The organism is Pseudomonas sp. MF6394 (assembly GCF_002018845.1).
GTDB lineage: Bacteria > Pseudomonadota > Gammaproteobacteria > Pseudomonadales > Pseudomonadaceae > Aquipseudomonas > Aquipseudomonas lactis.
Genome location: NZ_MVOJ01000003.1, coordinates 133,669 through 160,277, shown reverse-complemented (window position 1 = coordinate 160,277; position 26,609 = coordinate 133,669). Strand labels below are relative to the sequence as shown.

The 26,609-nt window shown below is 60.9% G+C and carries 24 protein-coding genes; 7 read left to right on the top strand and 17 right to left on the bottom strand.

Annotated features, from left to right (window positions below):
* Nucleotides 1-45 precede the first annotated feature (45 nt).
* Nucleotides 46-1,485, top strand: coding sequence for a cardiolipin synthase (gene cls, locus MF6394_RS05265; protein ID WP_078466277.1), 1,440 nt, complete (start codon nt 46-48; stop codon nt 1,483-1,485).
* A 131-nt stretch (nt 1,486-1,616) separates the two neighbouring features.
* On the opposite strand, the gene cfaB is transcribed toward cls, so the two are convergent.
* From cfaB to hflK (MF6394_RS05225), 8 genes are all read right to left on the bottom strand, one after another.
* Nucleotides 1,617-2,801, bottom strand: coding sequence for a C17 cyclopropane fatty acid synthase CfaB (cfaB, locus tag MF6394_RS05260; RefSeq protein WP_044270096.1), 1,185 nt, complete (start codon nt 2,799-2,801; stop codon nt 1,617-1,619).
* Nucleotides 2,802-2,888: 87 nt separating this feature from the next.
* The gene (locus MF6394_RS05255) at nt 2,889-3,677 is read right to left on the bottom strand and encodes an HvfC/BufC N-terminal domain-containing protein (RefSeq protein WP_047712770.1); all 789 of its coding nucleotides are present in this window, start codon (nt 3,675-3,677) and stop codon (nt 2,889-2,891) included.
* Nucleotides 3,668-4,513 (bottom strand): MNIO family bufferin maturase, encoded by an 846-nt coding sequence (gene bufB, locus MF6394_RS05250; RefSeq protein ID WP_034134115.1) that lies wholly within the window; start codon nt 4,511-4,513, stop codon nt 3,668-3,670. Before bufB ends, MF6394_RS05255 begins: the two co-directional genes overlap by 10 nt.
* 67 nt (nt 4,514-4,580) lie before the next feature.
* The gene (bufA2, locus tag MF6394_RS05245) at nt 4,581-4,832 is read right to left on the bottom strand and encodes a BufA2 family periplasmic bufferin-type metallophore (protein ID WP_003195792.1); all 252 of its coding nucleotides are present in this window, start codon (nt 4,830-4,832) and stop codon (nt 4,581-4,583) included.
* Nucleotides 4,833-4,948: 116 nt separating this feature from the next.
* Nucleotides 4,949-6,835 (bottom strand): cation-translocating P-type ATPase, encoded by a 1,887-nt coding sequence (locus MF6394_RS05240; RefSeq protein WP_078466276.1) that lies wholly within the window; start codon nt 6,833-6,835, stop codon nt 4,949-4,951.
* Nucleotides 6,832-7,866, bottom strand: a complete 1,035-nt coding sequence (hflK, locus tag MF6394_RS05235; RefSeq protein WP_014720575.1) for a protease modulator HflK — start codon at nt 7,864-7,866, stop codon at nt 6,832-6,834. Before hflK (MF6394_RS05235) ends, MF6394_RS05240 begins: the two co-directional genes overlap by 4 nt.
* Nucleotides 7,863-8,861, bottom strand: coding sequence for a protease modulator HflC (gene hflC / locus MF6394_RS05230; RefSeq protein ID WP_078466275.1), 999 nt, complete (start codon nt 8,859-8,861; stop codon nt 7,863-7,865). The genes hflK (MF6394_RS05235) and hflC overlap by 4 nt, the downstream gene beginning before the upstream one ends.
* A gap of 12 nt (nt 8,862-8,873) precedes the next feature.
* Entirely contained in the window at nt 8,874-10,799 is a 1,926-nt protein-coding gene (gene hflK / locus MF6394_RS05225) for a protease modulator HflK (RefSeq protein ID WP_078466329.1), read from the bottom strand.
* 300 nt (nt 10,800-11,099) lie between these two features.
* On the opposite strand from hflK (MF6394_RS05225), the gene MF6394_RS05220 reads away from it, so the two are divergent.
* Genes MF6394_RS05220 through MF6394_RS05195 form a run of 6 tightly spaced genes read left to right on the top strand, consistent with a single transcriptional unit; the run spans nt 11,100 to nt 16,777 of the window.
* Nucleotides 11,100-11,720 carry a CDP-alcohol phosphatidyltransferase family protein gene (locus tag MF6394_RS05220; RefSeq protein ID WP_078466274.1) on the top strand — a complete coding sequence of 207 codons (621 nt, stop codon included), beginning with the start codon at nt 11,100-11,102 and terminating at the stop codon, nt 11,718-11,720.
* Between the two features lie 10 nt (nt 11,721-11,730).
* Nucleotides 11,731-13,479, top strand: a complete 1,749-nt coding sequence (locus MF6394_RS05215) for a bifunctional alpha/beta hydrolase/class I SAM-dependent methyltransferase (protein ID WP_078466273.1) — start codon at nt 11,731-11,733, stop codon at nt 13,477-13,479.
* 2 nt (nt 13,480-13,481) lie between these two features.
* Complete coding sequence (locus MF6394_RS05210) at nt 13,482-14,780, top strand: phosphatase PAP2/dual specificity phosphatase family protein (protein WP_044270108.1); 1,299 nt, start codon at nt 13,482-13,484, stop codon at nt 14,778-14,780.
* Entirely contained in the window at nt 14,770-15,213 is a 444-nt protein-coding gene (locus MF6394_RS05205; protein ID WP_044270111.1) for a hypothetical protein, read from the top strand. Before MF6394_RS05210 ends, MF6394_RS05205 begins: the two co-directional genes overlap by 11 nt.
* 9 nt (nt 15,214-15,222) lie before the next feature.
* The gene (locus MF6394_RS05200; protein WP_003195812.1) at nt 15,223-15,843 is read left to right on the top strand and encodes a lysophospholipid acyltransferase family protein; all 621 of its coding nucleotides are present in this window, start codon (nt 15,223-15,225) and stop codon (nt 15,841-15,843) included.
* Nucleotide 15,844: 1 nt separating this feature from the next.
* On the top strand, nt 15,845-16,777 hold the full coding sequence (locus MF6394_RS05195) for a phosphatidate cytidylyltransferase (RefSeq protein WP_014720583.1): 933 nt from the start codon (nt 15,845-15,847) through the stop codon (nt 16,775-16,777).
* Nucleotides 16,778-16,935: 158 nt separating this feature from the next.
* Here MF6394_RS05195 and MF6394_RS05190 read toward each other — a convergent pair whose 3' ends face one another.
* The 9 genes from MF6394_RS05190 to MF6394_RS05150 all read right to left on the bottom strand — a co-directional run bounded on the left by MF6394_RS05190 (nt 16,936) and on the right by MF6394_RS05150 (nt 26,599).
* Nucleotides 16,936-17,310, bottom strand: a complete 375-nt coding sequence (locus tag MF6394_RS05190; RefSeq protein ID WP_044270113.1) for a hypothetical protein — start codon at nt 17,308-17,310, stop codon at nt 16,936-16,938.
* A gap of 83 nt (nt 17,311-17,393) precedes the next feature.
* The gene (gene glmS / locus MF6394_RS05185; RefSeq protein WP_032894388.1) at nt 17,394-19,226 is read right to left on the bottom strand and encodes a glutamine--fructose-6-phosphate transaminase (isomerizing); all 1,833 of its coding nucleotides are present in this window, start codon (nt 19,224-19,226) and stop codon (nt 17,394-17,396) included.
* Nucleotides 19,227-19,236: 10 nt separating this feature from the next.
* Nucleotides 19,237-20,004 carry a DeoR/GlpR family DNA-binding transcription regulator gene (locus MF6394_RS05180; RefSeq protein WP_032894387.1) on the bottom strand — a complete coding sequence of 256 codons (768 nt, stop codon included), beginning with the start codon at nt 20,002-20,004 and terminating at the stop codon, nt 19,237-19,239.
* A gap of 225 nt (nt 20,005-20,229) precedes the next feature.
* Nucleotides 20,230-21,597 (bottom strand): bifunctional UDP-N-acetylglucosamine diphosphorylase/glucosamine-1-phosphate N-acetyltransferase GlmU, encoded by a 1,368-nt coding sequence (gene glmU / locus MF6394_RS05175; RefSeq protein WP_078466272.1) that lies wholly within the window; start codon nt 21,595-21,597, stop codon nt 20,230-20,232.
* Between the two features lie 123 nt (nt 21,598-21,720).
* Nucleotides 21,721-22,137, bottom strand: a complete 417-nt coding sequence (locus tag MF6394_RS05170) for a F0F1 ATP synthase subunit epsilon (RefSeq protein ID WP_003177061.1) — start codon at nt 22,135-22,137, stop codon at nt 21,721-21,723.
* A 44-nt stretch (nt 22,138-22,181) separates the two neighbouring features.
* The gene (gene atpD / locus MF6394_RS05165) at nt 22,182-23,558 is read right to left on the bottom strand and encodes a F0F1 ATP synthase subunit beta (RefSeq protein WP_003195827.1); all 1,377 of its coding nucleotides are present in this window, start codon (nt 23,556-23,558) and stop codon (nt 22,182-22,184) included.
* 27 nt (nt 23,559-23,585) lie between these two features.
* Nucleotides 23,586-24,446, bottom strand: a complete 861-nt coding sequence (gene atpG, locus MF6394_RS05160; RefSeq protein ID WP_003233565.1) for a F0F1 ATP synthase subunit gamma — start codon at nt 24,444-24,446, stop codon at nt 23,586-23,588.
* Nucleotides 24,447-24,496: 50 nt separating this feature from the next.
* A complete protein-coding gene (gene atpA, locus MF6394_RS05155) occupies nt 24,497-26,041 on the bottom strand; it encodes a F0F1 ATP synthase subunit alpha (protein ID WP_003195831.1) in 1,545 nt (514 codons plus the stop codon).
* 21 nt (nt 26,042-26,062) lie between these two features.
* Nucleotides 26,063-26,599, bottom strand: coding sequence for a F0F1 ATP synthase subunit delta (locus tag MF6394_RS05150; protein WP_003195833.1), 537 nt, complete (start codon nt 26,597-26,599; stop codon nt 26,063-26,065).
* Between the last annotated feature and the right edge of the window lie 10 nt (nt 26,600-26,609).

The window sequence follows — 26,609 nt, the reverse complement described above, 5'->3', positions numbered from 1 at the left end:
GTTCATGGTCTGTTACGCACTGGACTGCCTGGAGTTACATCGTTCATGGATTTCTTTGGCCCGCACCTGCTCGCCTACGTCATTGCCACGCTGCACTTTCTGGGAACGCTCGCCGCGATCCACGCGGTACTGACTGTGCGCACCGCACAAGGCTCGATCGCCTGGGCGCTGTCACTGATGTTCATGCCCTACCTGACGTTGATCCCCTACCTGATTTTTGGCCGCAGCACCTTCGACGCGTACATCCAGGCCCGTCGCCAGGCCAACCAGGAAATGCACACGGCCATCACCGAGTTGAACTGGCGCCCATGGGTGGAGGAAGCGCTCGCAGCGCGCAACTCCAGCGCCTATGCCTCCTTGCGCGCCATGCCCAAGCTGGGCCGTATGCCGTGCCTGGCCAACAATGAAGTGCGCCTGTTGATCAATGGCGATGCCACCTTCGGCGCGATCTTCGAGGCTATCCGTCACGCAAAGACCGCGGTGCTGTTCCAGTTTTTCATCATTCACGATGACGAACTGGGCCGCCAGTTACAGGCCCTGTTGAAGGAAAAAGCCGCTCAGGGTGTAGCCATTTACGTGCTGTACGACCGCATCGGCAGTCACGCCCTGCCCCATCGTTATGTGCAAGCGCTGCGTGACGCTGGCGTGCAGGTCAAGGCGTTCGCTACCCGCAGTGGCTGGCTCAATCGCTTCCAGGTCAACTTCCGTAACCATCGCAAGATCGTAGTGGTAGACGGCATCACCGGGTTTGTCGGTGGGCATAACGTAGGCGATGAATACCTGGGTAAAAAACCGCCGCTGGCGCCATGGCGCGATACCCATGTGCAAGTCACCGGCCCAGTGGTGGCGTGCCTGCAGGAGTCGTTCGCCGAGGACTGGTTCTGGGCCGCACGGGAACTGCCGCCGCTGATCCTGCCGGACGCCTACCCGGAAGACGGCGTGCTTTGCCAGTTGCTCGCCAGCGGACCGGCGGACCCTTATGAAACCTGCTCGCTGTTTTTCGTCGAGGCCATCCATGCCGCGACCGAGCGCGTATGGATCACCAGCCCCTACTTCATTCCCGACGAGGCGGTGTTTTCCGCCCTGCGCCTGGCGGTGTTGCGCGGGGTCGATGTGCGCCTGCTGCTGCCGTCACGGCCGGACCATCGCATCGTGTATGCCGCATCCAGCCTGTATGCCAACGAAGCGGTGCGAGCGGGCGTGCGGGTGTTTCGCTACACGCCGGGCTTTTTGCATCAGAAGGTGGTGTTGGTGGACAGCGAAATCAGCGCCATTGGCAGTGCCAACATGGACAACCGTTCGTTCCGGCTGAATTTTGAAGTGATGCTGCTGACGGTGGATGAAGCCTTCGCCAGCCAGGTTGAACAGATGTTGCTGGATGACTTTGCCCTGGCCCATGAAGTCAGCCAGGAAGAAAGCCGTGAGACCCGTCGCCTGCAACAACTGGGCATGCGCGTGGCGCGCTTGATCTCACCCATCCTCTAACCGCCAATACAAAACCAATGTAGGAGCGAGCTTGCTCGCGAAAAACTCACCGGCGCCGCGTTCATTCAGCTAGTACGCGTTATCGTTGACGTTTTTCGCGAGCAAGCTCGCTCCTACGGTTTTGAACGTGCTCAGCGGTAGAGATCTTCCCGCGTCCACGGCAGTTCATGCCCGCCATCGGCATGGGGTTTGACTGCCAGAATCTGGTGCAGGTTGATCCAGCCACGGGCAAACGCGTAAGCGCAACCAGCCAGGTACAGCCGCCAGATGCGTAGCGCCTGCTCCGGTACCATCTTCGCTGCCGCTTCCAGGTTGTCTTCCAGGCGTTCGCTCCAATGGTCCAATGTGCGGGCGTAATGCATACGCAGGCTTTCGACATCGACCACTTCCAGCCCCACTTCACTGATTTCGGCCGTCATCATCGCCAGGTGCGGCAGTTCACCGTTGGGGAACACGTAGCGCTCTATAAACTCGCCGGCGCCGCGGCCCACGGGGCGACCGTCGGTGTGCTTGGCGGTGATGCCATGGTTCATCACCAGGCCACCTTCACGCACCGCGCCGAACAGGGTACGGCAGTACTGCGCCAGGTTGGCGTGGCCGACGTGTTCGAACATACCCACGCTTACCACTTTGTCGAAACGGCCATCCTGGGGCAGGTCGCGGTAGTCGAGCAACTGCAGGTCGACCTGGTCTTCCAGGCCTTCGGCTTTCACCCGCTCCTTGGCCAGCGCCAGTTGTTCCTTGCTCAAGGTGATGCCGAACACCTTGACCCCGAACTCCCGCGCGGCATAGCGCGCCAGCCCGCCCCAGCCGCAGCCCACATCCAGCAGATACTCACCCGGTTGCAGCCGCAACTTGCGGCACAGGTGGCGGAATTTGTCTTGTTGGGCCTGGTCGAGCGACTCGCTGCCGGTTTCGAAATAACCGCAGGAGTACGCCATGTCCTGGTCCAGCCATAGCTGGTAGAACTCGTTGGACAGGTCGTAATGGTAGGAAATAGAAGCGGCGTCCGTGGCCTTGTCGTGAATCGAGCGCACCGGACGACTCTCCTCGTCGTCATCGACCAAAGCGTGACTCAACTCGTCACATACCCTGATCACTTCGGTGATGGAGCCTTCCAGCTCCAGTTTTCCCTCAACGAAGGCTTCGCCCAGCGAGTCGAGCGTTGGATGGGTGAGCCTGGATACAACCGTGGGGTCCTTGACCACGATGGTGACGCTGGGCTCAGGGCCCAAGTTGAATTCATGGCCGTCCCAGAGTCGAAGACGCAGCGGTAGCTGAAGATTCTGTAAGGCCGGTGGAAGTTGCGCGAGCATGAGTAGTCCCCCCTTGTTTCAGACGTCTGCTGTGAGGGTAGACCATGCCAAACAAAGTAGGAAGCTATCGAATCAACAGCCCCCCTTCTATGGCGCTCGGCGCTCGAGCAAACCTTCTTGGACCCACTGTTTCAGCCAAGTGGCCGCTTGCAGCGACGCCCCCTCTGAATAAGTGACCGCCAGCTCAGTACACAGTTCTGAAAAATTCCAACCCGTGGTCACCATGCCCGCCAGCGCACAGGCTTCAGCGGCTTCCAGGCTGCGGTAGTGGCAGCGGTTCTCGTGGCGCCACACCAGGCAGATTTGTGCCGGGTCCAGCGCCTGGCTGCCTGGGAAGTCTGATTCATCCTTGCTGGCTCGCCAGATTGCCACTGTGTTGAAACGGCAAAGCAGCTGCTGTACCGAAGGCGCCAGCGCAACCTGCAAGGTGGGCCAATCTTCAGGCGCCAGGTGCGCCATGTCATTCAATGTCAGCGGCTCCCCTTCGGGTGCGTCAAACGCCAAGGTGAACGCCCACTCCAAGCGCGCCAACTCAGCCAAAGGCGCACTTTGCTCAGCCATCAAATGCTCAACGATAAACAACGCAAAGCGCTCGCCCAACCAGCGCACGCTGTAATGGGCCGACGGATAACGGCGGATGTAGGCCTCGGTCAGTGAGCAAAACGCCTCATCTCCCAGCCAATACCAGATGGCACCGAAGTCATGGCGCAGCACCTCCTGCAGGCGTGACAGGTAGGCGTTGTGGTAAATCGCCAGGCCGGTCTCCACATCCAACGTCGGCCCTCCCAGCAAGGTGGCGGCAAAGCCGCTGTTGGCCGCGGGGGCTTCGGATAATAGATGCTGCTCAAACGCCAACTGCCAGTCGATCAGGCGCATAACGCTCTCCGGGCCAAGGCGCTGGCACCCAATTCACGGGCTTTGTTCAACTCGGTGAGCAACTCTTCGAAGGGCGGAAAATGGTCATCGCGTTCCAGCAACGTCGACACCGGGCCCAAATGCTCCAGAGTTTGCTGATACAGCGCCCACACCGGGTCGCACACGGGATGGTCATGGGTATCGACCACATAGTCGCCATAGTCCATATGCCCCGCCAAATGCAGCTGGCGAATGCTTTCGGGTGGCAGGTTGCGAATGAAGGTCCAGGCATCAAAACCATGGTTACGTGCGCTGACGTAGACGTTGTTGACGTCCAGCAGCAACTGGCAGCCGCTCAGGTGGGCCAAGGCGTTGAGGAACTCCCACTCGGTGAACTCATCCGCCTTGGAACGCACATAGCTGGAGACATTTTCCAGCACCAGCGGACGCTGCAACACGTCCTGCACCTGACGTACGCGGCCGGCCACGTGGTAGAGGCTTTCTTCGGTGTAAGGCAGGGGCAGCAAATCGTGTAGCTGATGCGCACTACCGCGGCTCCAGCACAGGTGATCGGAAATCCACGCCGGCTGAATGCGCTCTGCGAGCTGTTTGATGTGGTTCAGGTAATCGGTATCGAGGGCATGCGGCCCGCCGATGGACAACGACACACCGTGCATCACCAAGGGGTAACGCTCGGCTATCGCATCCAGGTAGTACAAGGCCTTGCCGCCCTGTACCAAGTAATTTTCGGAGATCACTTCGAACCAATCCACGGCCGGCGACTGTTCAAGGATCTGGTGGTAGTACTCACTGCGTAAACCCAGGCCGTAACCCAGACTTGGAAGGGACGCGGACATGACTCACTCCTGGGCAAAGTGTCCGCAGCGGTGGCAGGCAGCCGCCGCGGTTGCACTCGTGTGCCGGTTACTCGCCGACTTTACCGCCAGCGGCGTCACAGGCCGACTTGGTCATGGCCTTGAAACCCATCCCTTTGCACTCGCCCTGGCCCTTGCACGCGTGGTCCTTGGTTTTGCAATCGTTCATGCCTTTGCAGGAGGTCACGCCGTAGCAGTGCACGGTGGCGTCTGCGGCTTGGACTTGGGTAGCGACACCAGCAAACAGAGAAGCAGCGGCCATTGCGAGGGCGGCACCAGCAGCAGCGGATTTAATGCTCATTGTTGTATTCCTCATGATCAGTAGTGGAGCCGGTCTGAACGGATTGTTCAGTCTCGACACAGCACTAGAGTGAGGTCCCCTATCGGCGTTACAGCCGTAAGCAAATATTTTTGAAATTATTCATCGAGCTTCAACAGCGGCTCCTGGAAGCGCAGCAAACGCCCGGCATTACCCAATACCAGCAAGGTACTGAGGTTGTGCAGCACCGCCGCGATCATCGCGCCCGCCGCCCCCAACCAGCCAAATGCGGCGAACACCACAATGGCCAGCGTCCAGCCCAAGCCAATGATCACGTTGACCTGCAACGTCTGCCGACACTGGCGACTCAAGCGCACGCAGGTGCCCAGGCGGCGCAAGTCGCTGCCGATCAACACCACGTCCGCCGAGGCCAGGGCGATGTCTGCACCGCCCGCGCCCATGGCCACGCCAACCACGCCGGCCTTGAGCGCCAGGGAGTCGTTGATGCCATCGCCCACCACCATTGGCCTGAAGCCACTGCTGATTTCGCCCAGCACGCGATTGAGCTTGTCTTCCGGCAGCGCTTGGGCTTCGACATCACTGATGCCCACGTCCAGCGCCAGGCTGTCGGCCACGCTTTGGCGGTCGCCGGTCAGCAGCAGTTGGCGGCCCAGGCCCAAGTCACGCAGCTCTTGCAGGGCCTGGCGCGCTTCGGGTTTGACGCTGTCGGCCAACAGCAGCCAGGCGAGGAACTCGCCGTTCAACGCCAACCCGGCAATCGGGCCATCGTGGATGGGCACGGCGGTGGTGACGATGCCCAACTGTTCAAATAACTCCGGCCGTCCCAGCGCTGCTTCGCCCTGCTCGGTCTGGGCGACCACGCCCAGGCCCTGACGCTCGCGGATGTCGCTAAGCACCAGCATCTGCTCCTGGCTCGCCAACCCCGCCAACGCTCGGCTGACCGGGTGACTGCTCGCCGAACCGAGGCTGGCCGCCAGGTTCAGCAGCTTTTGGCGATCCGGCGCGCGGGTCTCGATGGACTGCAAGCGCAGGGTGCCAAAGGTCAGGGTGCCGGTCTTGTCGACCACCAGTGATGTCAGGTCGGCCAGCTCTTCCAGGAACGCCGAGCTGCGAATCAGAATGCCATGGCGCGCCGCCACGGCGATCCCGGCAATCGCCGTGGCCGGTGCCGACAGCACCAAGGCACAGGGGCACGCCGCTACCAGCACCGCGAGCATCGCCTGGGCGTCATTGGTGACAAACCAGGTGACGGCCGCCAGCAGCAACACCAGCACCATGTAGCTGCCGGCATAGCGCTCCAGCAGCCGGGTGATCGGCGGCTTGGACCGCTCGGCGTTCTGCATCAGCGCAATGACTTTGCCCAACGTCGATTCGTTACCGGTGCGCGTGACCTCAAGGCGCAGCAGGCCATCGAGGTTGATCGCTCCACCAAACACCTGCACCCCCACGCTGGCTTCCAACGGCACCGACTCGCCGGTGATCGGCGCCGTGTCCAGGCTCGCCTGGCCGGACAACACCACGCCATCGGCCGGCACGCGGTCACCGGCCCGCACTTCGACGATATCGCCGGTGTTCAAGGTGCCGTTATCCACTTCGGTGATGGTCCCGTCTGTCTGCACCAGGCGTGCGTGGCTGCGGGTGAGTTTGCCCAAGGCATGGATCGCTTCCTGGGAGCCAATCACGCTGCGTTCTTCCAGCACATGGCCGAAGATCATGATGATCGGTAGCAACGCGGCGGTGAGCAGATCGCCCGTGGCCCAAGCGCCGAGCATGGCCAGGGCGATCAATTGGTCGGTGATGCCGTGCAGGCTCGGAAAGCGCAGGCTGTACCAGGCTGAACGCATCACCGGCACCGCCACCAACAGCGAAGCCACGCCAAGCAGCAGCTGGCTGACGCCGCTCTGGTCGGGCGCGAGCCAGCGCCACACCAGGCCCAGCACGAGCAAGCCCAGGGCGAGCATCGCCAAGGTCAATTGCCGGGCAGCGCTGCGCTGTTCGGCAGAGGTCAGCATGGGTGCGCTCATTGTTCGGCTCCCTGGATGATCAAGCGGGAGTCGTCTTTGGGATCGACGGTGGTTACCGAACCGGCCTGGCCGAGAATCTTCGGCAGGCGTTCGCGGTACAGGCGCAACAGCAAACCGGGGTCTTTGACCTGGGCCAGGCTGGCAACGGTAGCGGTTTGCGCCTGGGCATTGGCCAAGCGCTCGCTGGCCTGGGCGTGGGCGACTTGCACTTGGCGGTCAGCCTCCTGGTTGGCGGTCTGGGTGAGCTTTTCCGCTTCAGTACGTGCGTTGGCCACGGCTTTATCAGCCTGCTGGCTGGCGGTCAGTACGGCGTTGAACGCATTCACCGCAGGCCCAGGCAGGCTCGATTGCACATCGACGCGGGTGGCTTCGATACCCAGCCCCAAGCCGCTGGCCGCCAACTCCGCCAGGCGTTTATTAATGCCTTGCACCAGGTCGCCGCGCAGCCGCTCACGGCGTTCGGCGGCGCCATTGTCGCTGCCGATCAGTTCCGGGCGCGCTACCAGGATGGTGTCCAGATCCCGCGCAGCGGTAAGAGCCACTGCGCTGCGTGTCACCAGCCGATCCAGGGCCGGCAGCACGTGGTCGCCCTGCAACACAAAGGCGTAGGGCTCGGTCACCTTGTAGAACACCCGCACGTCCAGTTGCACCACCCCGGCATCACCGGTCAGCAGGTAGCCGGAACCGGCCAGGGCATCGCTTAACGGCGTGGCGAAACTGGCCACGCGATCCGCCTGCAACGCCGCGTCGGAACGCAGCAGGTTTTCCACCCGGCGTTCGATCACCCGGTCGGCCGCTGGCAGCAGGATGACTTGCTCAAAAGGTTGCGGCCAGGCCAGCAACAACCCGGCGTTCTGAATGCGATCGAGGGCGCCAAAGTGCAAGACCACGGCGCGATTCTGCGGGTCGATCTGGCGCACATTGGAAAAGGCCCAGGCCAACGCCGCTAATACGGTGACCGCGTAGAGTGCCAGGAACGTCAGGCGCCCGGCCTGGATCCACGGGCTGTCCGGGCTTTCAGGCTCGCTCATGGCTGCAGGTCCTTGGGCCCGTCCACCAAGGCGCGAAAAGGCGCGGCGTCGGTGCGCAGGATGATCTTGGTCCCCGGCGTGACCACCGTGCCCAAGGTATCCAGCGAGCGCAGCAGGTTATATAGCTGCGGATTGCCCGCGTAGGCGCGACCATAAATCTGCGCAGCTTCAACCCGTGACTGCGCTTCGATATCAGCGGCTTTCACAGTGGCTTCGGCCTGCATGATGCGCGCATCACGTTCGGCAGCGGAGCGGATCTGCGCGGCTTCGCGCTTGCCCACGGCGGTGCGTTCGGTGGCGATGGTTTCACGCTCGGCGCGCATGCGGTCAACCGTGGCGGTGAGGGTCACCGATGGCAACGTCAAACGCTCAATGCCGACCTGCGCCACGCGCACGCCGTAGGTGGCGAGCAATTGTTGGTCAATTTGCTGGCGCAACTGCGCTTCGAAATCGGCGATGCGCACTTGGCTGGCGTCGGTGTTGATCAAGCTGGACAGGTCAAAACTGGCCGCCGTGGTTTCCAGCGCCGAGCCGACAAAGGTGCGAATCTGCCGCGCCGCCTCATCCGGCTGGTTCTGCACCGCACGCATAAAGCGCTGCACGTTGTCGGCATCGCCCTGCACCTGCCACGCCACATAGGCCTGCACAATAATCCGCAAGCCATCGCGGGTGCCCACATCCTGCAGGCCGCTGGAGGTGGTGCGCAGACGCAGGTCCACCGGGATCGCCGCTTCGAACGGTGCCGGCCAGCGCCAGCCCAGGCCCGGCTCCAGCAGCACGCGCGCGGGGTTGCCGAAGCGGGTAATCACCGTGGCCTCGCCGGAACGCACTTGCACCAGGCTCGCCGCTGCCACGGCAAACAGCACCAGCAACACCGCCCACGCCATGCGACGCCAGGGAAAAGGCCCGGCCGCCTGCTCATCGCCGTGATGGTGATGGTGGTGGCCGTGATGGTGGTGATGACCGTGATCATGATCGTGGGAATGAACGCTCAACAGACGAACTCCTTATTGAACGGCTTTGCGCGGCGCCGACGGGTCGGCGGGCAAGGTAAAAGAACGCAGATCGATCGTCGGCGCACTGTCGGCACCCAAACGATGATCCAGAATAAGCAGCTTGGCCTGGGCCAGGCCCTGGCTCAGTTGGCCCAGGTACTGTTCCAGCACGAAGGCTTGGCCCGCAGCGGCGTAGGCTTTTTGTTCGGCGGCAAAGCGCAGGTTCGCTGCTTGGGCGCCGGCATTCACTTCGCGGGCGCTGGCCTGGGCCTGATCGCGGGCGGTGCTGGCTTGAAGCAGCGCCTGGTTGGTCTGCTCGCTGGCGGCACCGCGTTCACGGGCGATCAGCGCCTGGGCGCCGATCTGCGCGGCTTGCACACCGTGGTAAGCGTTAGCGGCACCGGCCGGCGGATGGATCGCCTCGACCACCGTGGCAAGGATTTCCACACCGCTGTCGAGGGTTTGCAGGTCGGCTTGCACGCTGCGGCCAATCTCGTCGGCGAGGCTGGTGCGCTCTTCCCCGAGCAATTCATCCAGGGTGCGCGAGGCAAAATCGTGCACCAGAATGCGGCTGGCGGTGCTGCGGATCAGGGTCGGGATATCCGCACTGTTGTAGGTGGCAGCAAGCGCAGCCTGATCGGTGAGGCCGATGCGGTAGACAAAGCGCACGTCCATATTGACGATCTGGAAGCCCTGCTTGTCGCCGCTACTGCTGGCAATCACCTGGGATTTGTCATTCACATGGCTGGCGTCCCACAGGCGGTTGGCGATCAACGGCGCCGGGCCTTCCGCGCCAGCCAACTGCGGTGTGGCGGCGTCACTGACGCTGGTCGCCAGCTCATGCACCACGCCGTTTTCCACGTTGAGTACGCGGCCCAACGGCCAGGGCAAACCCGCATGCAGCCCGGGGCCGAACACCTCGACCGGTTTACCAAAGCGCTCATAAATCCCACGGCCTTGCAGGGGCACTTCATGCACACCGGTCAGCGCCCAACCTACCGCCAGCACCACCAGCAGCACCGGGAAAAACGCCCGGCGCATGTAGGTAAAGGCCCAGATCTGACGCAGGTCGATGCCAAAGCGGTTGTGCAGTTCATGCTGCAACGCCAGCAAGGGTTGCGGCGGCCAACGCAGCAGGCCGGCGATGAAACTCTGCGCCATCAAGCGCGGTTCGAGGCGCGGCTGGCGCGGGCTGAACAGCGAGAGCACGCCCCTGAGCAGGAACTCCAACGCCACCAACGCTGGCAACAGCCCGATGAGAGTGGCCAGGCGCAACGGCCAGACCGACTCTGCACTGGCAAACAGCAGGCAGATCGCGCTGATCACCAGGCAGATAATTGCCATCCGGCTCAACTGCGCCAGCTGTGAGGCTTCCGGCCATTGGGCGGCAGTTTCCTGGGCCAAACGGCGTTCGAATACCAGCAGGCCAAACGCCAGGGCCAATGCGAGCGCTGCGCCAATACTTGCCGACTGCCCGATGGCGGCAGCGGGCAATCCCAAGTTCCAGAACTGCAGGATGCTGACCAGCGCCAACAGCGACCAGCCGCCCAACCACAGCACCGGCGCGCCAATCTGCGCCAACAGGCCGTTGCCGAACCGGTTGATCAGGCCTTTATGCCAGGGTGTGGGCTCGATGGATTGTTCGACCGCTTCACCGCTCGGCGCTTCCAGCGCCTGGGCACGCCAATCGGCCACCCACCAGGCCGACTGCAACCCGGCCACCAGCAGCAGCAAGGCCGCTGCGCAGTTGATCAATACCACTGGCCAGATCGACAGGGGTGCAAACAACGCTACGAACAGCGCCAATATCCAACCACTGAGGGCCAGGGTCGTCAGGCCGATACCGGCTTGGCGCAATCGACGGGCGTGGAACAGCCCCTGCTGAAAACGCGCGAGGCCTTCAACCGAAGCCCCGTCAGCCTCTAGATCCACTTGCATCTGCTCAACGCCCACTTGTACACAATTCGTTACGATATAACACGAAGCGTGAAATTTTTGTTCGAAACACCCAATCCCTTGTGGGAGCGGGCTTGCTCGCGAATGCGGTGTGTCAGTAAAAGATATTCTGTCTGGCACACCGCATTCGCGAGCAAGCCCGCTCCCACATTCGACCTGCGCCGTGCTTAATACAATGACTAAACCCCTATAAACGCAAGCCATCACTAGTGTCGGCAACAATAAGTCGGCACACTTCAAAACAGTTTTTCGCGGGTTCACGGACAAGGAAGCGCCACCCCCATGATTTCCATCTACCAACTCAAACCGCGTTTTCAAAACCTGCTGCGCCCTCTCGTGCAGCGCCTCTATGACAACGGCACCACCGCCAACCAGATCACCGTGCTGGCCGGGGTTGTTTCCCTGCTGGTGGGACTGTTGATCGCGGGCTTTGCCCAACACCTCTGGCTGTTTGCACTGATCCCGCTGTGGATGATTGTGCGCATGGCCCTCAATGCCATTGACGGCATGCTCGCCCGGGAATTCGGCCAACAGTCGCGCCTCGGTGCTTACCTGAACGAACTGTGCGATGTGATCGCCGACAGCGCGCTGATCCTGCCCTTTGCCTTGATCCCCACTGTGAGCCTGGCACCGGTGCTGCTGGTGACGCTGCTGGCGGTATTCAGCGAATACGCCGGGGTGCTGGGGCCGATGGTGGGCGCGTCGCGCCGTTATGACGGGCCCATGGGCAAGAGTGATCGGGCGTTCGTGCTCGGGGTGCTGGCCACTGGCGTGGCGCTGGGCTGGCTCGGCGCCGGTTGGGTGGAGGTGGTGATGTGGCTGGTGGCCGCCCTGCTCGCCTACACCTTGGTCAACCGGGTGCGTCAGGGCCTCAAAGAACAACAATCTCTCCCTTCTGCATAAGGATTTTGCGATGCGCGAACAGCAACAGCACACCTTCAGTACCCATGATGGCGTCGAGCTTTTCTACCGGCACTGGCCGGCCACGGCAGGTGCCGGGCCGCGCAAGGCGATCCTGTTGTTCCATCGCGGCCATGAGCACTCAGGGCGCATTGCCCACCTGGTGGATGAACTGGGCCTGCCTGAATTCGACTTCTTCGCCTGGGACGCCCGTGGCCACGGCCAATCCCCCGGCGAGCGCGGCGACAGCCCCAGCTTTGCCACCAGCGCCCGCGACGTGCAGACGTTCTGTGACCACATCAATGCCACCTACGGCATCGAAGAGGAAGACCTCGCCGTCATCGCCCAAAGCGTCGGCGCGGTGATCGCGGCCACCTGGGTTCATGACTACGCACCGAAAATCCGCGCCCTGGTGCTCGCCTCCCCAGCCTTCAAGGTCAAGCTGTACGTGCCCTTCGCCCGCCCCGGCTTGGCACTGATGCGCAAGTTTCGCGGCAACTTTTTCGTCAACAGCTACGTCAAGGCCAAGTTCCTCAGCCATGACCCGGAACGCGTGGCGTCCTACGACAACGATCCACTGATCACCAAGGCCATTTCGGTGAATGTGCTGCTGGGTCTGTACGAAGCAGCCGACCGGGTTGTCGCCGACGCCCAGGCGATCCAGGTGCCGACCCAACTGCTTATTTCGGGCTCCGACTTTGTGGTGCACCGTAAACCCCAGCAGCAGTTTTTCGACCGCCTCGGCAGCCTGAAAAAAGAGCTGCATATCCTCCCCGGTTTTTTCCACGACACCCTCGGCGAACGTGACCGTGCCGTGGCTGTGAGCAGCGCCAAACGCTTTATCCTGCAGAACTTCGCCCACCCGCTGGACCGCGCTTCTTTACTGGATGCAGACAAACTTGGCGCGACGTGCGCCGAATCCGAATCCCTCGCCGCACCGCTGCCGCGCAATTCCCTGCGCGACCTGTACTGGCGCATGACCCGCGCCAGCATGGGCCTGGGTAAAAACCTGTCGGACGGGGTGAAGCTGGGCTTCGATACCGGCTTCGACTCCGGCAGCACGCTGGACTACGTGTATCGCAATAAGCCTACCGGCAAGGGCGGGCTGGGGCGGATGATCGACACCCATTACCTCAACTCCATCGGCTGGCGCGGTATTCGCCAGCGCAAGCTGAACGTCGAGGAGCTGCTGCGCCTGGCGATGGCCAAGCTGCGTGACGACCAACGCGAAGTACGCATTGTCGACATCGCCGCCGGCCACGGCCGCTACATCCTGGAAGCCTTGCAAGGCGTATCGCCGCTGCCGGAATCGATCCTGCTGCGCGACTACAGCGACATCAACGTGCGCGACGGTGGCGCGCTGATTCGCGAGAAAGGTTTGGGGGACATCGCCCAGTTCGTCAAAGGCGATGCGTTCGACCGCGCTGACCTGGCTGCCCTGGCCCCTAAGCCGACGCTGGCCGTGGTATCCGGCCTGTACGAATTGTTCGCCGATAACGCCATGGTCGGCGGCTCGCTGGCGGGCCTGGCCGAAGCCGTGGAGCCAGGTGGTTACTTGGTCTACACCGGCCAACCGTGGCACCCACAACTGGAGCTGATTGCCCGCGCGCTCACCAGCCACCGCCAGGGCCAGGCCTGGGTGATGCGCCGACGCAGCCAGGCAGAAATGGACCAACTCGTCGAAGCGGCGGGCTTTCGCAAGATCACCCAGCGCGTGGATGAGTGGGGCATTTTCACCGTGTCCCTGGCACAGAAGATCTGAACATGCGCGAACCCGGTTTATTGAAACCTGCGGTGCTTTGGCTGCTGCTGTTGGCGCCGCTGTTTTTCAGCACCTATGGCTTTGCCACCTGGGTCACCAGCCAGCGCAGTGACGTCGGCACGCTGGTGTTCGGCTGGGAAAGCCACATGCCGTTCTGGGCCTGGACCATCGTGCCCTATTGGTCCATCGACCTGCTTTACGGCTTCTCCCTGCTGCTGCCCAATACACGCCATGAGCTCAAACAGCATGCGCTGCGCCTGCTGAGTGCGCAGGTGATTGCCGTGAGTTGCTTTCTGATCTGGCCACTGCGCTTCACATTTGAGCGGCCGGAACTGGACGGTGTATTCGGTTGGTTGTTTGCGGTGCTGGCCGGTTTTGACAAGCCCTTCAACCAGGCACCTTCGCTGCATATCGCTCTGCTGGTGATCCTGTGGGTGATGTACCAGCGGCACACTCAAGGATTCTGGCGTTGGGTGGTGCATGGCTGGTTCACGCTGATCGGCGTTTCGGTGCTGACCACTTATCAACATCACTTTATCGACTTACCCACAGGTGCCCTCGCGGGATGGCTGTGCGTGTGGTTATGGCCTGTAGCGCATCCCAGCCCATTACTGAGCGCGCGATTGACGCGCGATTCCCAGCGCTGGCGGCTGGGGATGCGCTATGGGTTAGGTGCCTTGGTCCTGACGGCGCTGGCCTGGGTACTCGGTGGCGGGTGGCTATGGCTGCTATGGCCAGCGGTTTCCTTGGGGTTGATTACGGCCAATTACCTTGCACTCGGTGCGCCGGGCTTTCAAAAACGCGACGATGGCCGCCTGACGCCTGCCGCCCGTTGGTTGTATGCGCCTTATCTGGCGGGCGCGTGGATCAATTCGCGGCTGTGGACACGCAAACATCCACAGCCGGACCTGATTGTGGATAACGTCTGGCTTGGGCGCATTCCTACAACCGGTGAACAGCGTTCATTCGCGAGCATCGTCGACTTATGCGCCGAACTGCCGATGAATCCACAAGGCCGTGCATATGCCTGCGTGCCCGTGCTGGACCTGATCGCCCCAACCCCCAATGAATGCCTGAAAGCCGCCCACGCCATTGAACGCCTGCGAGCGAGCGGCCCGCTGTTGGTGTGTTGTGCCCTCGGTTACTCACGCAGCGCCACCGCCGTCGCCGCCTGGCTGCTGAATACGGGGCGCGCCGCCACGGTTGAGCAAGCGCTGACTATTATTCGTACAGCGCGGGCCGATGTGGTCCTGCACCCCGCACACCGTCAAGCGTTGGAGGGTTTGCCAAATGCCTGCTGATATGGAACTTCAGGTCGTCGCCAGCCTGTTGCGCCGTGGCCGATCATTGGATCAGTTATCCACAGGGCTGACGCTGCTCGGTGTGCTGTTCGGCCTCGCCCAGTTGTTGCTGGCCAGTATTTCCACCATTTGCTTGCTGTTGGCCCTGTGGATGATTGTGCTGGGCCTGTTGCAAAAATATTGGGCGCTGCGGGTGGCCTTTGACGCCGACCTGTTCGCCCTGCTTGCTCGCGACACCACCCGCACGCCAGACCTCGACCAGGCCCTGCAGACCCTTGGCCTGCAACCGCCCAAACGAGCCGGTCGCCCCTGGACTGAACGCCGTCGTGGCGCCCTCAAACTGTTGCGTAAACAAGCCTGGCTGCTGGGCGCGCAAGCGCTGCTGACCCTGGGCGTCATCCTCGCCAGCCCTTGGCTACCTTTCGCCGGATAAGGAATTCCCATGTTCGAACCCGTGGTCGCCACGCTGATTACTTCCATGGCCCGCACCGTTACCGGCGCCCGCAGCCTGTGGCTGGGGTGCGCGCCGGTACCGGTGCAGCGTATCTACTTTGCCAACCACAGCAGCCACGGCGACTTCGTGCTGGTATGGGCATCGCTGCCGCAGAACTTGCGCAAGTTCACACGCCCGGTGGCCGGCAGTGATTACTGGAACAAGAGTGCGCTGCGCCGCTACATCATCAATCGAGTGTTTAATGGCGTGCTGATCGACCGTGAGCGCAAAGACCCTGTGGATAACCCTCTGCAGCCCATGCTTGCGGCGTTGGAGGGCGGCGACTCGCTGATCATTTTCCCCGAAGGCACGCGCAATCTGGAGGATGGCTTGCTGCCGTTCAAAAGCGGCTTGTATCACTTGGCAAAGAGTTACCCACAAGCCGAGCTGGTCCCCGTGTGGATAGCCAACCTGAACCGGGTCATGCCCAAGGGTCGCGTGTTGCCACTGCCCTTGTTATGCACCACCAGCTTCGGTGCCCCCCTGCAACTGGAAGAAGGCGAAGACAAAGCCGCCTTCCTTGCCCGCAGCCGCGACGCCCTGCTCGCCCTTGCCCCGGAGCATTCTTGAGATGGATAGCCAAACCCTGATGTTATTTGGCGGCATCGGCGCGATCCTGGTGATCGCCTCGCTGATCGGCCTGATCCTCAAGCTGCGCACCCGTGGCAGCCCCAACGCAGTTATCGACAACCTCAACGCCCGCATCAACGCCTGGTGGGTGATGGTGGTGGTCATCGGCATCGCCTTCTGGCTCGGCACCGGCGCGGTGATCCTGCTGTTCTACGCGGTGTCGTTCTACGCTCTGCGCGAATTTCTCACCCTCACACCCACCCGGCGCAGCGACTACCCGGCCCTGGTGGCCGCGTTTTACCTGGCCCTGCCGCTGCAATACCTGCTGATCTACGCCGACTGGTATGGGCTGTTCTCGATCTTCATCCCGGTGTACGTGTTCCTGCTGCTACCGATCCTCGCCTCCTTAGGCGGCGACAGTACGCACTTCCTGGAGCGTGCGTCGAAAGTGCAATGGGGGCTGATGATCGCCGTGTTCTGCGTGTCCTTCGTCCCAGCGCTGCTGACCTTGGACATACCGGGTTACGAAGGCCGTAACCTACTGCTGATCGCCTACCTGGTGATCGTGGTGCAACTGTCGGACGTGCTGCAGTACGTGTGCGGCAAGCTGTTCGGCAAACACAAAATCGCGCCTAACCTGTCACCGTCGAAAACCGTGGAAGGTTTTGTCGGCGGGATCCTGTTGTCGTCGCTGATCGGCGCAGCGCTGTGGTGGACCACACCGTTCAATCCCTGGCAGTCGTTCCTGATCGCGCTGCTGATCAACTTGCTGGGGTTTGCCGGCGGGATCGTGATGTCGGCGATCAAGCGTGACCGTGGCGTGAAGGATTGGGGGCACATGATCGAAGGGCACGGCGGGATGCTGGATCGGCTGGATTCGGTGTGCTTCGCGGCGCCGATCTTCTTTCATCTCGTGCGCTACTGGTGGACCTGAGCCCCCCCTTTCACAAACCCATGGAGATCCAAATGTGGGAGCTGGCTTGCCTGCGAAAGCGGTGGTGCAGTAACAGATGCAGCGACTGACACGCCGCCTTCGCGGGCAAGCCCGCTCCCACAGGGAATATGCGCTTACCTGTAGGTTTTGTGGTGCTTTCAATAGCTCAAGCCAGTGATCTCGACATAGCTAGACTCTCCGCCTCCTGTCGCACCCGATAGCCAGCCCCAAACGAAACTCAGGGTAGTACGCCCGGCGTGATCAACACCTACCGTGCCTCGTGACCACCCTGCAAGCAGCTCCCCATCCAGGGTGACGCACTGATAAAGCAGCTCGATAGCATCTGGGCCGGTCACCCGCCCGACCTGCGTTCCCAGGCAAATTCGGCCACCCTGATAAGTGCTCGAAATCACCCCGTCTTCGACTTTGTAATGAAACACGGTGCCGGTACCGGACAACCCTTGGGCGTTATTCGCGACCACGAACCGACGATCGTGCAAACGTGCCTGGACAGTCGCAGAAGAGCTTTGCATCAGTACGCATCCTTGAATTAAGCGAATCCAAAACGAAAAAAGGGGCTGTTAAACACAGCCCCTTTTGGGTACATCGGTAAGGCTTACTCCACCGTCACCGACTTCGCCAGGTTGCGCGGCTGGTCAACGTCAGTGCCCTTAAGTACGGCGACATAGTACGACAGCAATTGCAGCGGGATGGTGTAGAGGATCGGCGACAGGGTGTCGTGGATGTGCGGCATGTTGATGACGTGGGTGCCTTCACCGTTGGTCATGCCGGCCTTTTCATCAGCGAAGACGATCAGTTGGCCGCCACGGGCGCGTACTTCCTGCAGGTTGGATTTAAGCTTCTCCAGCAGTTCGTTGTTCGGCGCCACGGTGACCACTGGCATGTCGTCGTCCACCAGGGCCAGCGGGCCGTGCTTCAGCTCACCGGCCGGGTAGGCTTCGGCGTGGATGTACGAGATTTCCTTGAGTTTCAGTGAGCCTTCCATCGCCACCGGGTATTGCGCACCACGGCCGAGGAACAGGGTGTGGTTCTTGTCGGCGAACAGTTCGGCGACTTTTTCCACAGTGCTGTCCATGGCCAAGGCTTCGCCCAGGCGGGTCGGCAGGCGGCGCAGTTCTTCCACCAGGGTGGCTTCGACACCTTCAGCGAGGGTGCCGCGCACTTGGCCCAGGGACAGGGTCAGCAGCAACAGGCCCACCAGTTGGGTAGTGAAGGCTTTGGTGGAAGCTACGCCGATTTCGCGACCGGCCTGGGTCAGCAGAGTCAGGTCGGATTCACGCACCAGGGAGCTGATGCTGACGTTGCAGATGGCCAGGCTGCCGAGGAAGCCCAGTTCCTTGGCATTGCGCAGGGCGGCCAGGGTGTCGGCGGTCTCACCAGACTGGGAAATGGTCACGAACAGGGTGTCGGGTTGCACCACCACTTTGCGGTAGCGGAACTCGCTGGCGACTTCGACCTGGCACGGGATGCCGGCCAGTTCTTCCAACCAGTAACGCGCCACCATACCGGCGTGGTAGCTGGTGCCACAGGCGACGATCTGCACGTTGCGCACTTTGGCGAACAGTTCGGCGGCTTGCGGGCCGAACGCGTTCACCAGTACTTGGTTCTGGCTCAGGCGACCTTCCAGGGTGCGCTGTACCACGGACGGCTGCTCGTGGATTTCCTTGAGCATGAAGTGGCGGAACTCGCCTTTGTCAGCGGCTTCGGCGCCATCGCGGTATTGCACGGCTTCGCGCTCGACGGACTGACCGTTCACGTCCCAGATCTGCACGCTTTCACGGCGGATGTCGGCAATGTCGCCTTCTTCCAGGTACATGAAGCGGTCGGTCACCTGGCGCAGGGCCAGTTGATCGGAGGCGAGGAAGTTCTCACCCAGGCCCAGGCCGATCACCAGCGGGCTGCCGCTGCGGGCTGCCACAACGCGGTCAGGCTGGCTGGCGCTGATCACGGCCAAACCGTAGGCACCGTGCAGCTCTTTGACCGTGGCCTTGAGGGCGGTGGTCAGGTCGCTGTGGTCCTTGAGCTTGTGGTTGAGCAGGTGGGCGATCACTTCGGTGTCGGTGTCCGAGGTGAAGACGTAGCCCAGGCCCTTGAGTTGTTCACGCAGCACTTCGTGGTTTTCAATGATGCCGTTGTGCACCACCGCCAGGTCGCCGGAGAAGTGCGGGTGAGCGTTACGCTCGCACGGCGCACCGTGAGTAGCCCAACGGGTGTGGGCGATCCCTAAGCGCCCTACCAGCGGCTCACCGGCCAGGGCCTGGTCCAACTCGCTGACCTTGCCCGGGCGGCGCATGCGCTCCAGCTTGCCGGCGTTGGTGAAGACGGCCACACCGGCGCTGTCATAGCCGCGGTATTCGAGGCGCTTGAGGCCTTCGATCAGGATGGCAGTAACGTTACGTTCGGCGACTGCGCCAACAATTCCACACATGGTGCTTCTCCTAGATGATTGCCGCGCATATCAGCGTAATGCCGCGGGCTTGGATCTGGTCGCGGGCCTCGAGCGGCAGGCGATCATCGGTAATAAGGGTATGGACGCTGCTCCAGGGCAGTTCCAGGTTGGGAATCTTGCGGCCGATCTTGTCGGATTCGACCATCACCACCACTTCACGGGCGACCTCGGCCATCACACGGCTCAAGCCCAGCAGCTCGTTGAAGGTGGTAGTGCCGCGCTGCAGATCAATGCCATCGGCACCGATGAACAGCTGATCAAAGTCGTAGGAACGCAGCACCTGCTCGGCGACCTGGCCCTGGAACGAATCCGAATGCGGGTCCCAGGTACCACCGGTCATCAACAGCACCGGTTCATGTTCCAGTTCGCTCAAGGCGCGGGCTACGTTCAGGGAGTTGGTCATCACCACCAGGCCCGGTTGATGGCCCAGTTCGGGAATCATCGCGGCGGTGGTGCTGCCGCTGTCGATGATGATGCGCGCATGCTCACGCAAACGCTGCACGGCCGCACGGGCGATGGCGCGCTTGTAAGCCGAGATCGGCTGGGCAGCATCGCCCACCAGCTCTTGGGGCATGGTGATTGCGCCGCCATAGCGACGCAGGAGCAGGCCGTTACTTTCGAGGGCGGCAAGGTCCTTGCGGATGGTCACTTCCGAAGTTTCGAAATGTTTGGCCAGTTCGTCCACGCTGACTTCGCCCTGTTCGTTGAGCAAGGTCAGGATGTTGTGGCGTCGTTGGGGGGTGTTTCGTTTCGACATGGTAGTGATAAGTTTCGTTTCGAAAGATAACGAAGGCAATCAAAACCTATTGGCGAAAGATCGTCAAGCACTGGAAGCGAATTTTAAGTCACCACCTATCAAATGTGGGAGCGGGCTTGCTCGCGAAGGCGGTGTATCAGGCACACCTTCAGTGACTGACATTGCGCATTCGCGAGCAAGCCCGCTCCCACTTGGGTACCGAGTATTTCAAATATTGTGGATAACTCAGTTCTTTTTGATTTTGACCGGGCGTTTCCAGCCGTCGATGTTGCGTTGGCGAGCACGAGCAACAGCCAGTTGGGACTTATCCACATCCTGGTTAATAGTCGAGCCCGCGGCGGTGTTGGAACCATCGCCAATGGTCACTGGAGCAACCAGCGAGTTATTGGAGCCGATGAACACGTCTTCACCAATGGTGGTCTGGTACTTGTTGGCACCGTCGTAGTTGCAGGTGATGGTGCCGGCACCGATGTTGGTGCGGGCGCCGATGACGGCATCGCCCAGGTAAGTCAGGTGGCCGACTTTGGCGCCTTCGCCCAGTTGAGCGTTTTTCAGTTCGACAAAGTTACCCACATGGGCCTTGGCCCCCAGCTCGCTACCCGGACGCAAGCGCGCAAACGGCCCGGCATCGCTGCCCTCGCCCATCACGGCACCGTCGATGTGGCTGTTGGCCTTGACCACCACGCCTTTGCGCAAGGTGCTGTCCTTGATCACGCAGTTCGGGCCGATGACTACGCCGTCTTCAATGATCACGCGGCCTTCGAGGATCACGTTGATATCGATCAGGATGTCGCGGCCCACCGTGACTTCACCACGTACATCGAAACGCGCGGGGTCTCGCAGGGTCACACCCTGGGCCATCAGGCGCAGGCCTTCGCGCAGTTGATAATGGCGCTCCAGCTCTGCCAGTTGTTTGCGGTCGTTGGCGCCCTGCACTTCCATCGGGTGATGGGGCTGCTCGGTGGCGACAACCAGGCCATCGCTGACGGCCATCTCGATGACGTCGGTGAGGTAGTACTCGCCCTGGGCATTGTTGTTGGACAGACGGCTCATCCAGTCGGCGAGCTTGTTGGCAGGCACGGCGAGAATGCCGGTGTTGCCTTCAGTAATCGCGCGCTGGGCTTCGCTGGCATCTTTGTGCTCGACGATCGCGGCGACCTTGCCATCGGCGTTGCGCACAATGCGGCCGTAACCCGTAGGGTCATCCAGCTCGACGGTGAGCAGGCCCATCTGGCCAGACACCACGTGCTTGAGCAGGCGTTGCAGGGTTTCTACTTCAATCAGCGGGACATCGCCGTAGAGGATCAACACGGTGTCTGCGGTGATGAAAGGCACAGCCTGCGCAGTCGCGTGTCCGGTGCCCAGTTGCTTGTCTTGCAATACGAAATTCAGATCGTCCGCGGCCAGACGCTCGCGAACCAGGTCTGCACCGTGGCCGATCACCACATGAATACGCTGTGGGTCCAACTGCCGGGCGCTGTGGATAACATGACCCAGCATGGAGTTGCCCGCGACCGGGTGCAGCACCTTGGGCAGGGCAGAACGCATGCGGGTGCCCTGGCCTGCGGCGAGAATGACGATTTCAAGAGACATGAATGGCTACCAATCCTGGGCGGTCCGGGTTCAGACCAAAGAAGTGTTTTGCAAAAAAAGAAAAAGGGTAGCCGAGGCTACCCTTTTTAATCAATCACGCATCAAGCAAAACGGCGTGGCCGCTTACTTCTTGCGGATCTGCTGGAGAGTACGCAGCTGGGCTGCGGCCTCGGCCAGACGGACTGCAGCAGCGCTGTAGTCGAAGTCTGCGCCTTTTTCGTTCAGCGCCTTCTCGGCAGCCTTGACGGCTTCCTGAGCGGAGGCTTCATCCAGGTCGCCAGCACGTTGCACGGTGTCGGCAAGTACCTTGACCATGTTCGGCTGAACCTCGAGGAAACCACCGGAGATGTAAAACACCTCCTTTTCCCCGCCTTGCTTGGTCAGAGTGATCGGACCTGGCTTCAAGCTGGTGATCAACGGCGCGTGGCCCATGGCAATACCCAGGTCACCGAGTTCGCCGTGTGCAATCACCATTTCTACCAGACCGGAGAAAATTTCCCCTTCCGCGCTGACGATATCGCAATGGACTGTCATAGCCATCTGATTGCCTCAACCTGATGAGCGCCCGTTTCCGGGCGCCAGGATTACAGTTTCTTGGCTTTCTCGATCGCTTCTTCGATGCCGCCGACCATGTAGAACGCTTGTTCTGGCAGGTGGTCGTAGTCACCGTTGAGGATGCCTTTGAAGCCAGCAATGGTGTCTTTCAGGGAAACGTATTTACCCGAGGCACCGGTGAAGACTTCAGCCACGAAGAACGGCTGCGACAAGAAACGCTGGATCTTACGAGCACGGTTTACCAACTGCTTGTCGGCTTCCGACAGCTCGTCCATACCCAGGATCGCAATGATGTCCTTCAGTTCTTTGTAACGCTGCAGCACGTACTGAACGCCGCGAGCGGTGTCGTAGTGCTCCTGGCCGATCACGTTCGGGTCCAGCTGGCGCGAAGTCGAGTCCAGTGGATCGACCGCTGGGTAGATACCCAGGGAAGCGATGTCACGGGACAGAACGACGGTGGCGTCCAAGTGGGCGAAGGTGGTGGCTGGCGACGGGTCGGTCAAGTCATCCGCAGGTACGTATACCGCTTGGATCGAGGTGATCGAACCTTCCTTGGTCGAAGTGATACGTTCTTGCAGAACGCCCATCTCTTCAGCCAGGGTCGGCTGGTAACCTACTGCCGAAGGCATACGGCCCAGCAGTGCGGATACTTCAGTACCGGCCAGGGTGTAACGGTAGATGTTGTCGACGAACAGCAGAACGTCGTTACCTTCGTCACGGAACTTCTCGGCCATGGTCAGGCCAGTCAGGGCTACGCGCAGACGGTTTCCCGGCGGCTCGTTCATCTGACCGTAAACCAATGCCACTTTGTCCAGAACGTTGGAGTCCTTCATCTCGTGGTAGAAGTCGTTACCCTCACGAGTACGCTCACCCACACCTGCGAACACGGAATAACCGCTGTGCTCGATGGCGATGTTACGGATCAGTTCCATCATGTTTACGGTCTTGCCTACACCGGCACCACCGAACAGACCGACTTTACCGCCTTTGGCGAACGGGCAAACCAGGTCGATAACCTTGATGCCGGTTTCCAGCAGGTCGTTGCCGCCCGCTTGTTCTGCGAACGAAGGTGCTGCGCGGTGAATGCCCCAGCGCTCTTCGGTGGCGATCGGGCCAGCTTCGTCGATCGGGTTGCCCAGTACGTCCATGATCCGGCCCAGGGTCGCTTTACCGACCGGTACGGAGATGGCAGCGCCAGTGTCGACAACGTCCAGACCGCGCTTCAAGCCTTCGGTGGAACCCATCGCAATGGTACGAACTACGCCGTCGCCCAGCTGCTGCTGAACTTCCAGGGTAGTTTCCGCGCCTTGTACTTTCAGCGCGTTGTAGATGCTCGGTACGCTGTCGCGTGGAAATTCCACGTCGATAACGGCGCCGATGATTTGAACGATACGTCCGCTACTCATAGCTGGATCCTCTGAATATTTGAACCGTTAAACCGCGGCAGCGCCGCCGACGATTTCCGAGATCTCTTGGGTGATCGCAGCCTGACGCGCCTTGTTGTAGATCAGCTGCAAATCGCTGATCAGATCACCGGCGTTATCGGTAGCGTTTTTCATCGCGATCATCCGCGCCGCTTGTTCAGCTGCGTTGTTCTCGACCACCGCCTGGTACACCTGCGACTCCACGTAGCGCACCATCAAGCCGTCAAGCAGCTCTTTGGCGTCTGGTTCGTAGAGGTAGTCCCAGTGGTGCTTGAGTTCCTGATCCGGGGTCGCCACCAGTGGAATCAATTGCTCCACGGTTGGCTGCTGGGTCATGGTGTTGATGAACTTGTTGGATACCACGGACAGGCGGTCAATCCGGCCTTCCAGGTACGCATCCAGCATCACCTTCACACTGCCGATCAAATCATTGATCGACGGCTCTTCACCCAGGTGGCTGATAGCTGCAACGACGTTACCGCCGAAGTTGCGGAAAAAGGCCGCACCCTTGCTACCAACAACACACAGATCAATCTCGACGCCGTTTTCGCGGTTTACCGCCATGTCCTTGACCAGGGCCTTGAACAGGTTGGTATTCAGACCACCGCACAAACCACGGTCACTGCTCACTACCACATAACCCACACGCTTTACTGCGCGGTCGATCATGAACGGGTGGCGGTATTCCGGGTTGGCGTTGGCCAGATGCCCAATTACCTGGCGGATACGCTCCGCATAAGGACGGCTAGCAGCCATGCGCATTTGTGCCTTGCGCATTTTGCTGACCGCCACTTTTTCCATGGCGCTGGTAATTTTTTGCGTGCTTTTGATGCTCGCAATCTTACTGCGAATCTCTTTTGCGCCTGCCATGTAACACCTATCAGGTTAGCAAGCGGGAGCCTTGCGGCTCCCGCTGCGGCTTACCAGGTTTGGGTGGCCTTGAACTTCTCGATACCGGCTTTCATGCCAGCGTCGATATCGTCATTGAAGTCACCCTTCACGTTGATCTTCGCCATCAATTCGGCGTGATCGCGGTTGAAGTAAGCAATCAGCGCTTGTTCAAAGCTGCCGACCTTGGCGATTTCAACGTCGGTCAGGAACCCACGCTCAGCGGCATACAGCGACAACGCCATGTCAGCGATCGACATTGGGGCGTATTGCTTCTGCTTCATCAGCTCGGTAACGCGCTGACCATGCTCAAGTTGCTTACGGGTCGCTTCGTCCAGGTCAGAAGCGAACTGGGCGAATGCCGCCAGTTCACGGTACTGAGCCAGAGCGGTACGGATACCACCGGAGAGCTTCTTGATGATCTTGGTCTGAGCGGCACCACCCACACGGGATACCGAAACACCGGCGTTCACTGCAGGGCGGATGCCCGAGTTGAACATGGCCGATTCCAGGAAGATCTGACCGTCGGTGATGGAAATCACGTTGGTCGGAACGAACGCGGAAACGTCGCCAGCCTGGGTTTCGATGATCGGCAGTGCGGTCAGGGAACCGGTTTTGCCGGTCACTGCGCCGTTGGTGAACTTCTCTACGTACTCTTCCGAAACGCGGGATGCGCGCTCCAGCAGACGGGAGTGGAGATAGAACACGTCGCCTGGGTAAGCTTCACGGCCTGGTGGACGGCGCAGCAGCAGGGAAATCTGGCGGTAAGCCACTGCTTGCTTGGAAAGATCGTCATAAACGATCAGCGCGTCTTCACCGCGGTCGCGGAAGAATTCACCCATGGTGCAACCGGAGTACGGTGCCAGGAATTGCAGCGCAGGAGATTCCGAAGCACTGGCAGCCACGATGATCGTGTTGGCCAGGGCGCCGTTTTCTTCCAGCTTGCGAACCACGTTGGCGATGGTCGATTGCTTCTGACCGATGGCTACGTAGACGCAGAAAATGCCGCTGTCTTTCTGGTTGATGATCGCGTCGATCGCCAGAGCGGTCTTACCGATCTGACGGTCACCGATGATCAGCTCACGCTGGCCACGGCCGACTGGGATCATGGCATCGACAGCCTTGTAGCCAGTCTGTACAGGCTGGTCTACCGACTTACGCCAGATCACGCCTGGAGCAACTTTCTCGACCGCGTCGGTCTCGGTGTTGCCCAGTGGACCTTTACCGTCAACAGGGTTACCCAGTGCGTCGACAACGCGACCCAGCAGTTCCTTACCAACCGGAACTTCCAGGATGCGGCCTGTGCACTTGGCGCTCATGCCTTCAGCCAGACTGGTGTACGCGCCCAATACAACGGCACCTACGGAGTCTTGCTCCAGGTTGAGGGCCATACCGTAGACGCCGCCCGGAAACTCGATCATCTCGCCGTACATAACGTCGGCCAGACCGTGAATCCGCACGATGCCGTCAGATACGCTGACGACAGTGCCTTCGTTACGGGCTTGGGAGGTCACATCGAGCTTGTCGATGCGGCCCTTGATAATTTCACTTATTTCGGAAGGATTGAGTTGCTGCATTGCTCTGCTGCCCCTTCAAACTCAAGATTTCAATGCTTCGGCAAGTTTCGCGATTTTGCCGCGAATCGAGCCATCGATAACCAGGTCGCCGGCACGGATAACAACACCACCAATAAGCGATGCGTCCTCCGAAGCTTGCAGGCGCACTTCCCGATTGAGTCGTGCACTGAGAACCTTGGCGAGTTTGTCTTGCTGTTCTTGGTTCAATGCGAAAGCACTGGTCACTTCAACGTCTACCGATTTCTCTGCTTCGGCCTTGTACAGGTCGAACAGAGCGGCGATCTCCGGCAATAGCGGGAGACGGTCGTTTTCGGCAATGACGTGGATGAAGTTCTGCACCTTCACATCAAACTTGTCGCCGCACACTTCAATAAAAGTGGCGGCCTTGTCTGCGCTCGTCAGGCGCGGGGCCTTGAGCACGCGCTGCATGGTGTCGTCTTGCGACACTGCTGCAGCCAGGCCGAGCATGGCTGACCAAGAGGCCAGTTGCTGGTGGGCCTGGGCGTGCTCGAAGGCTGCCTTAGCGTAAGGTCGGGCCAACGTGGTCAGTTCTGCCATGATCGCCCTC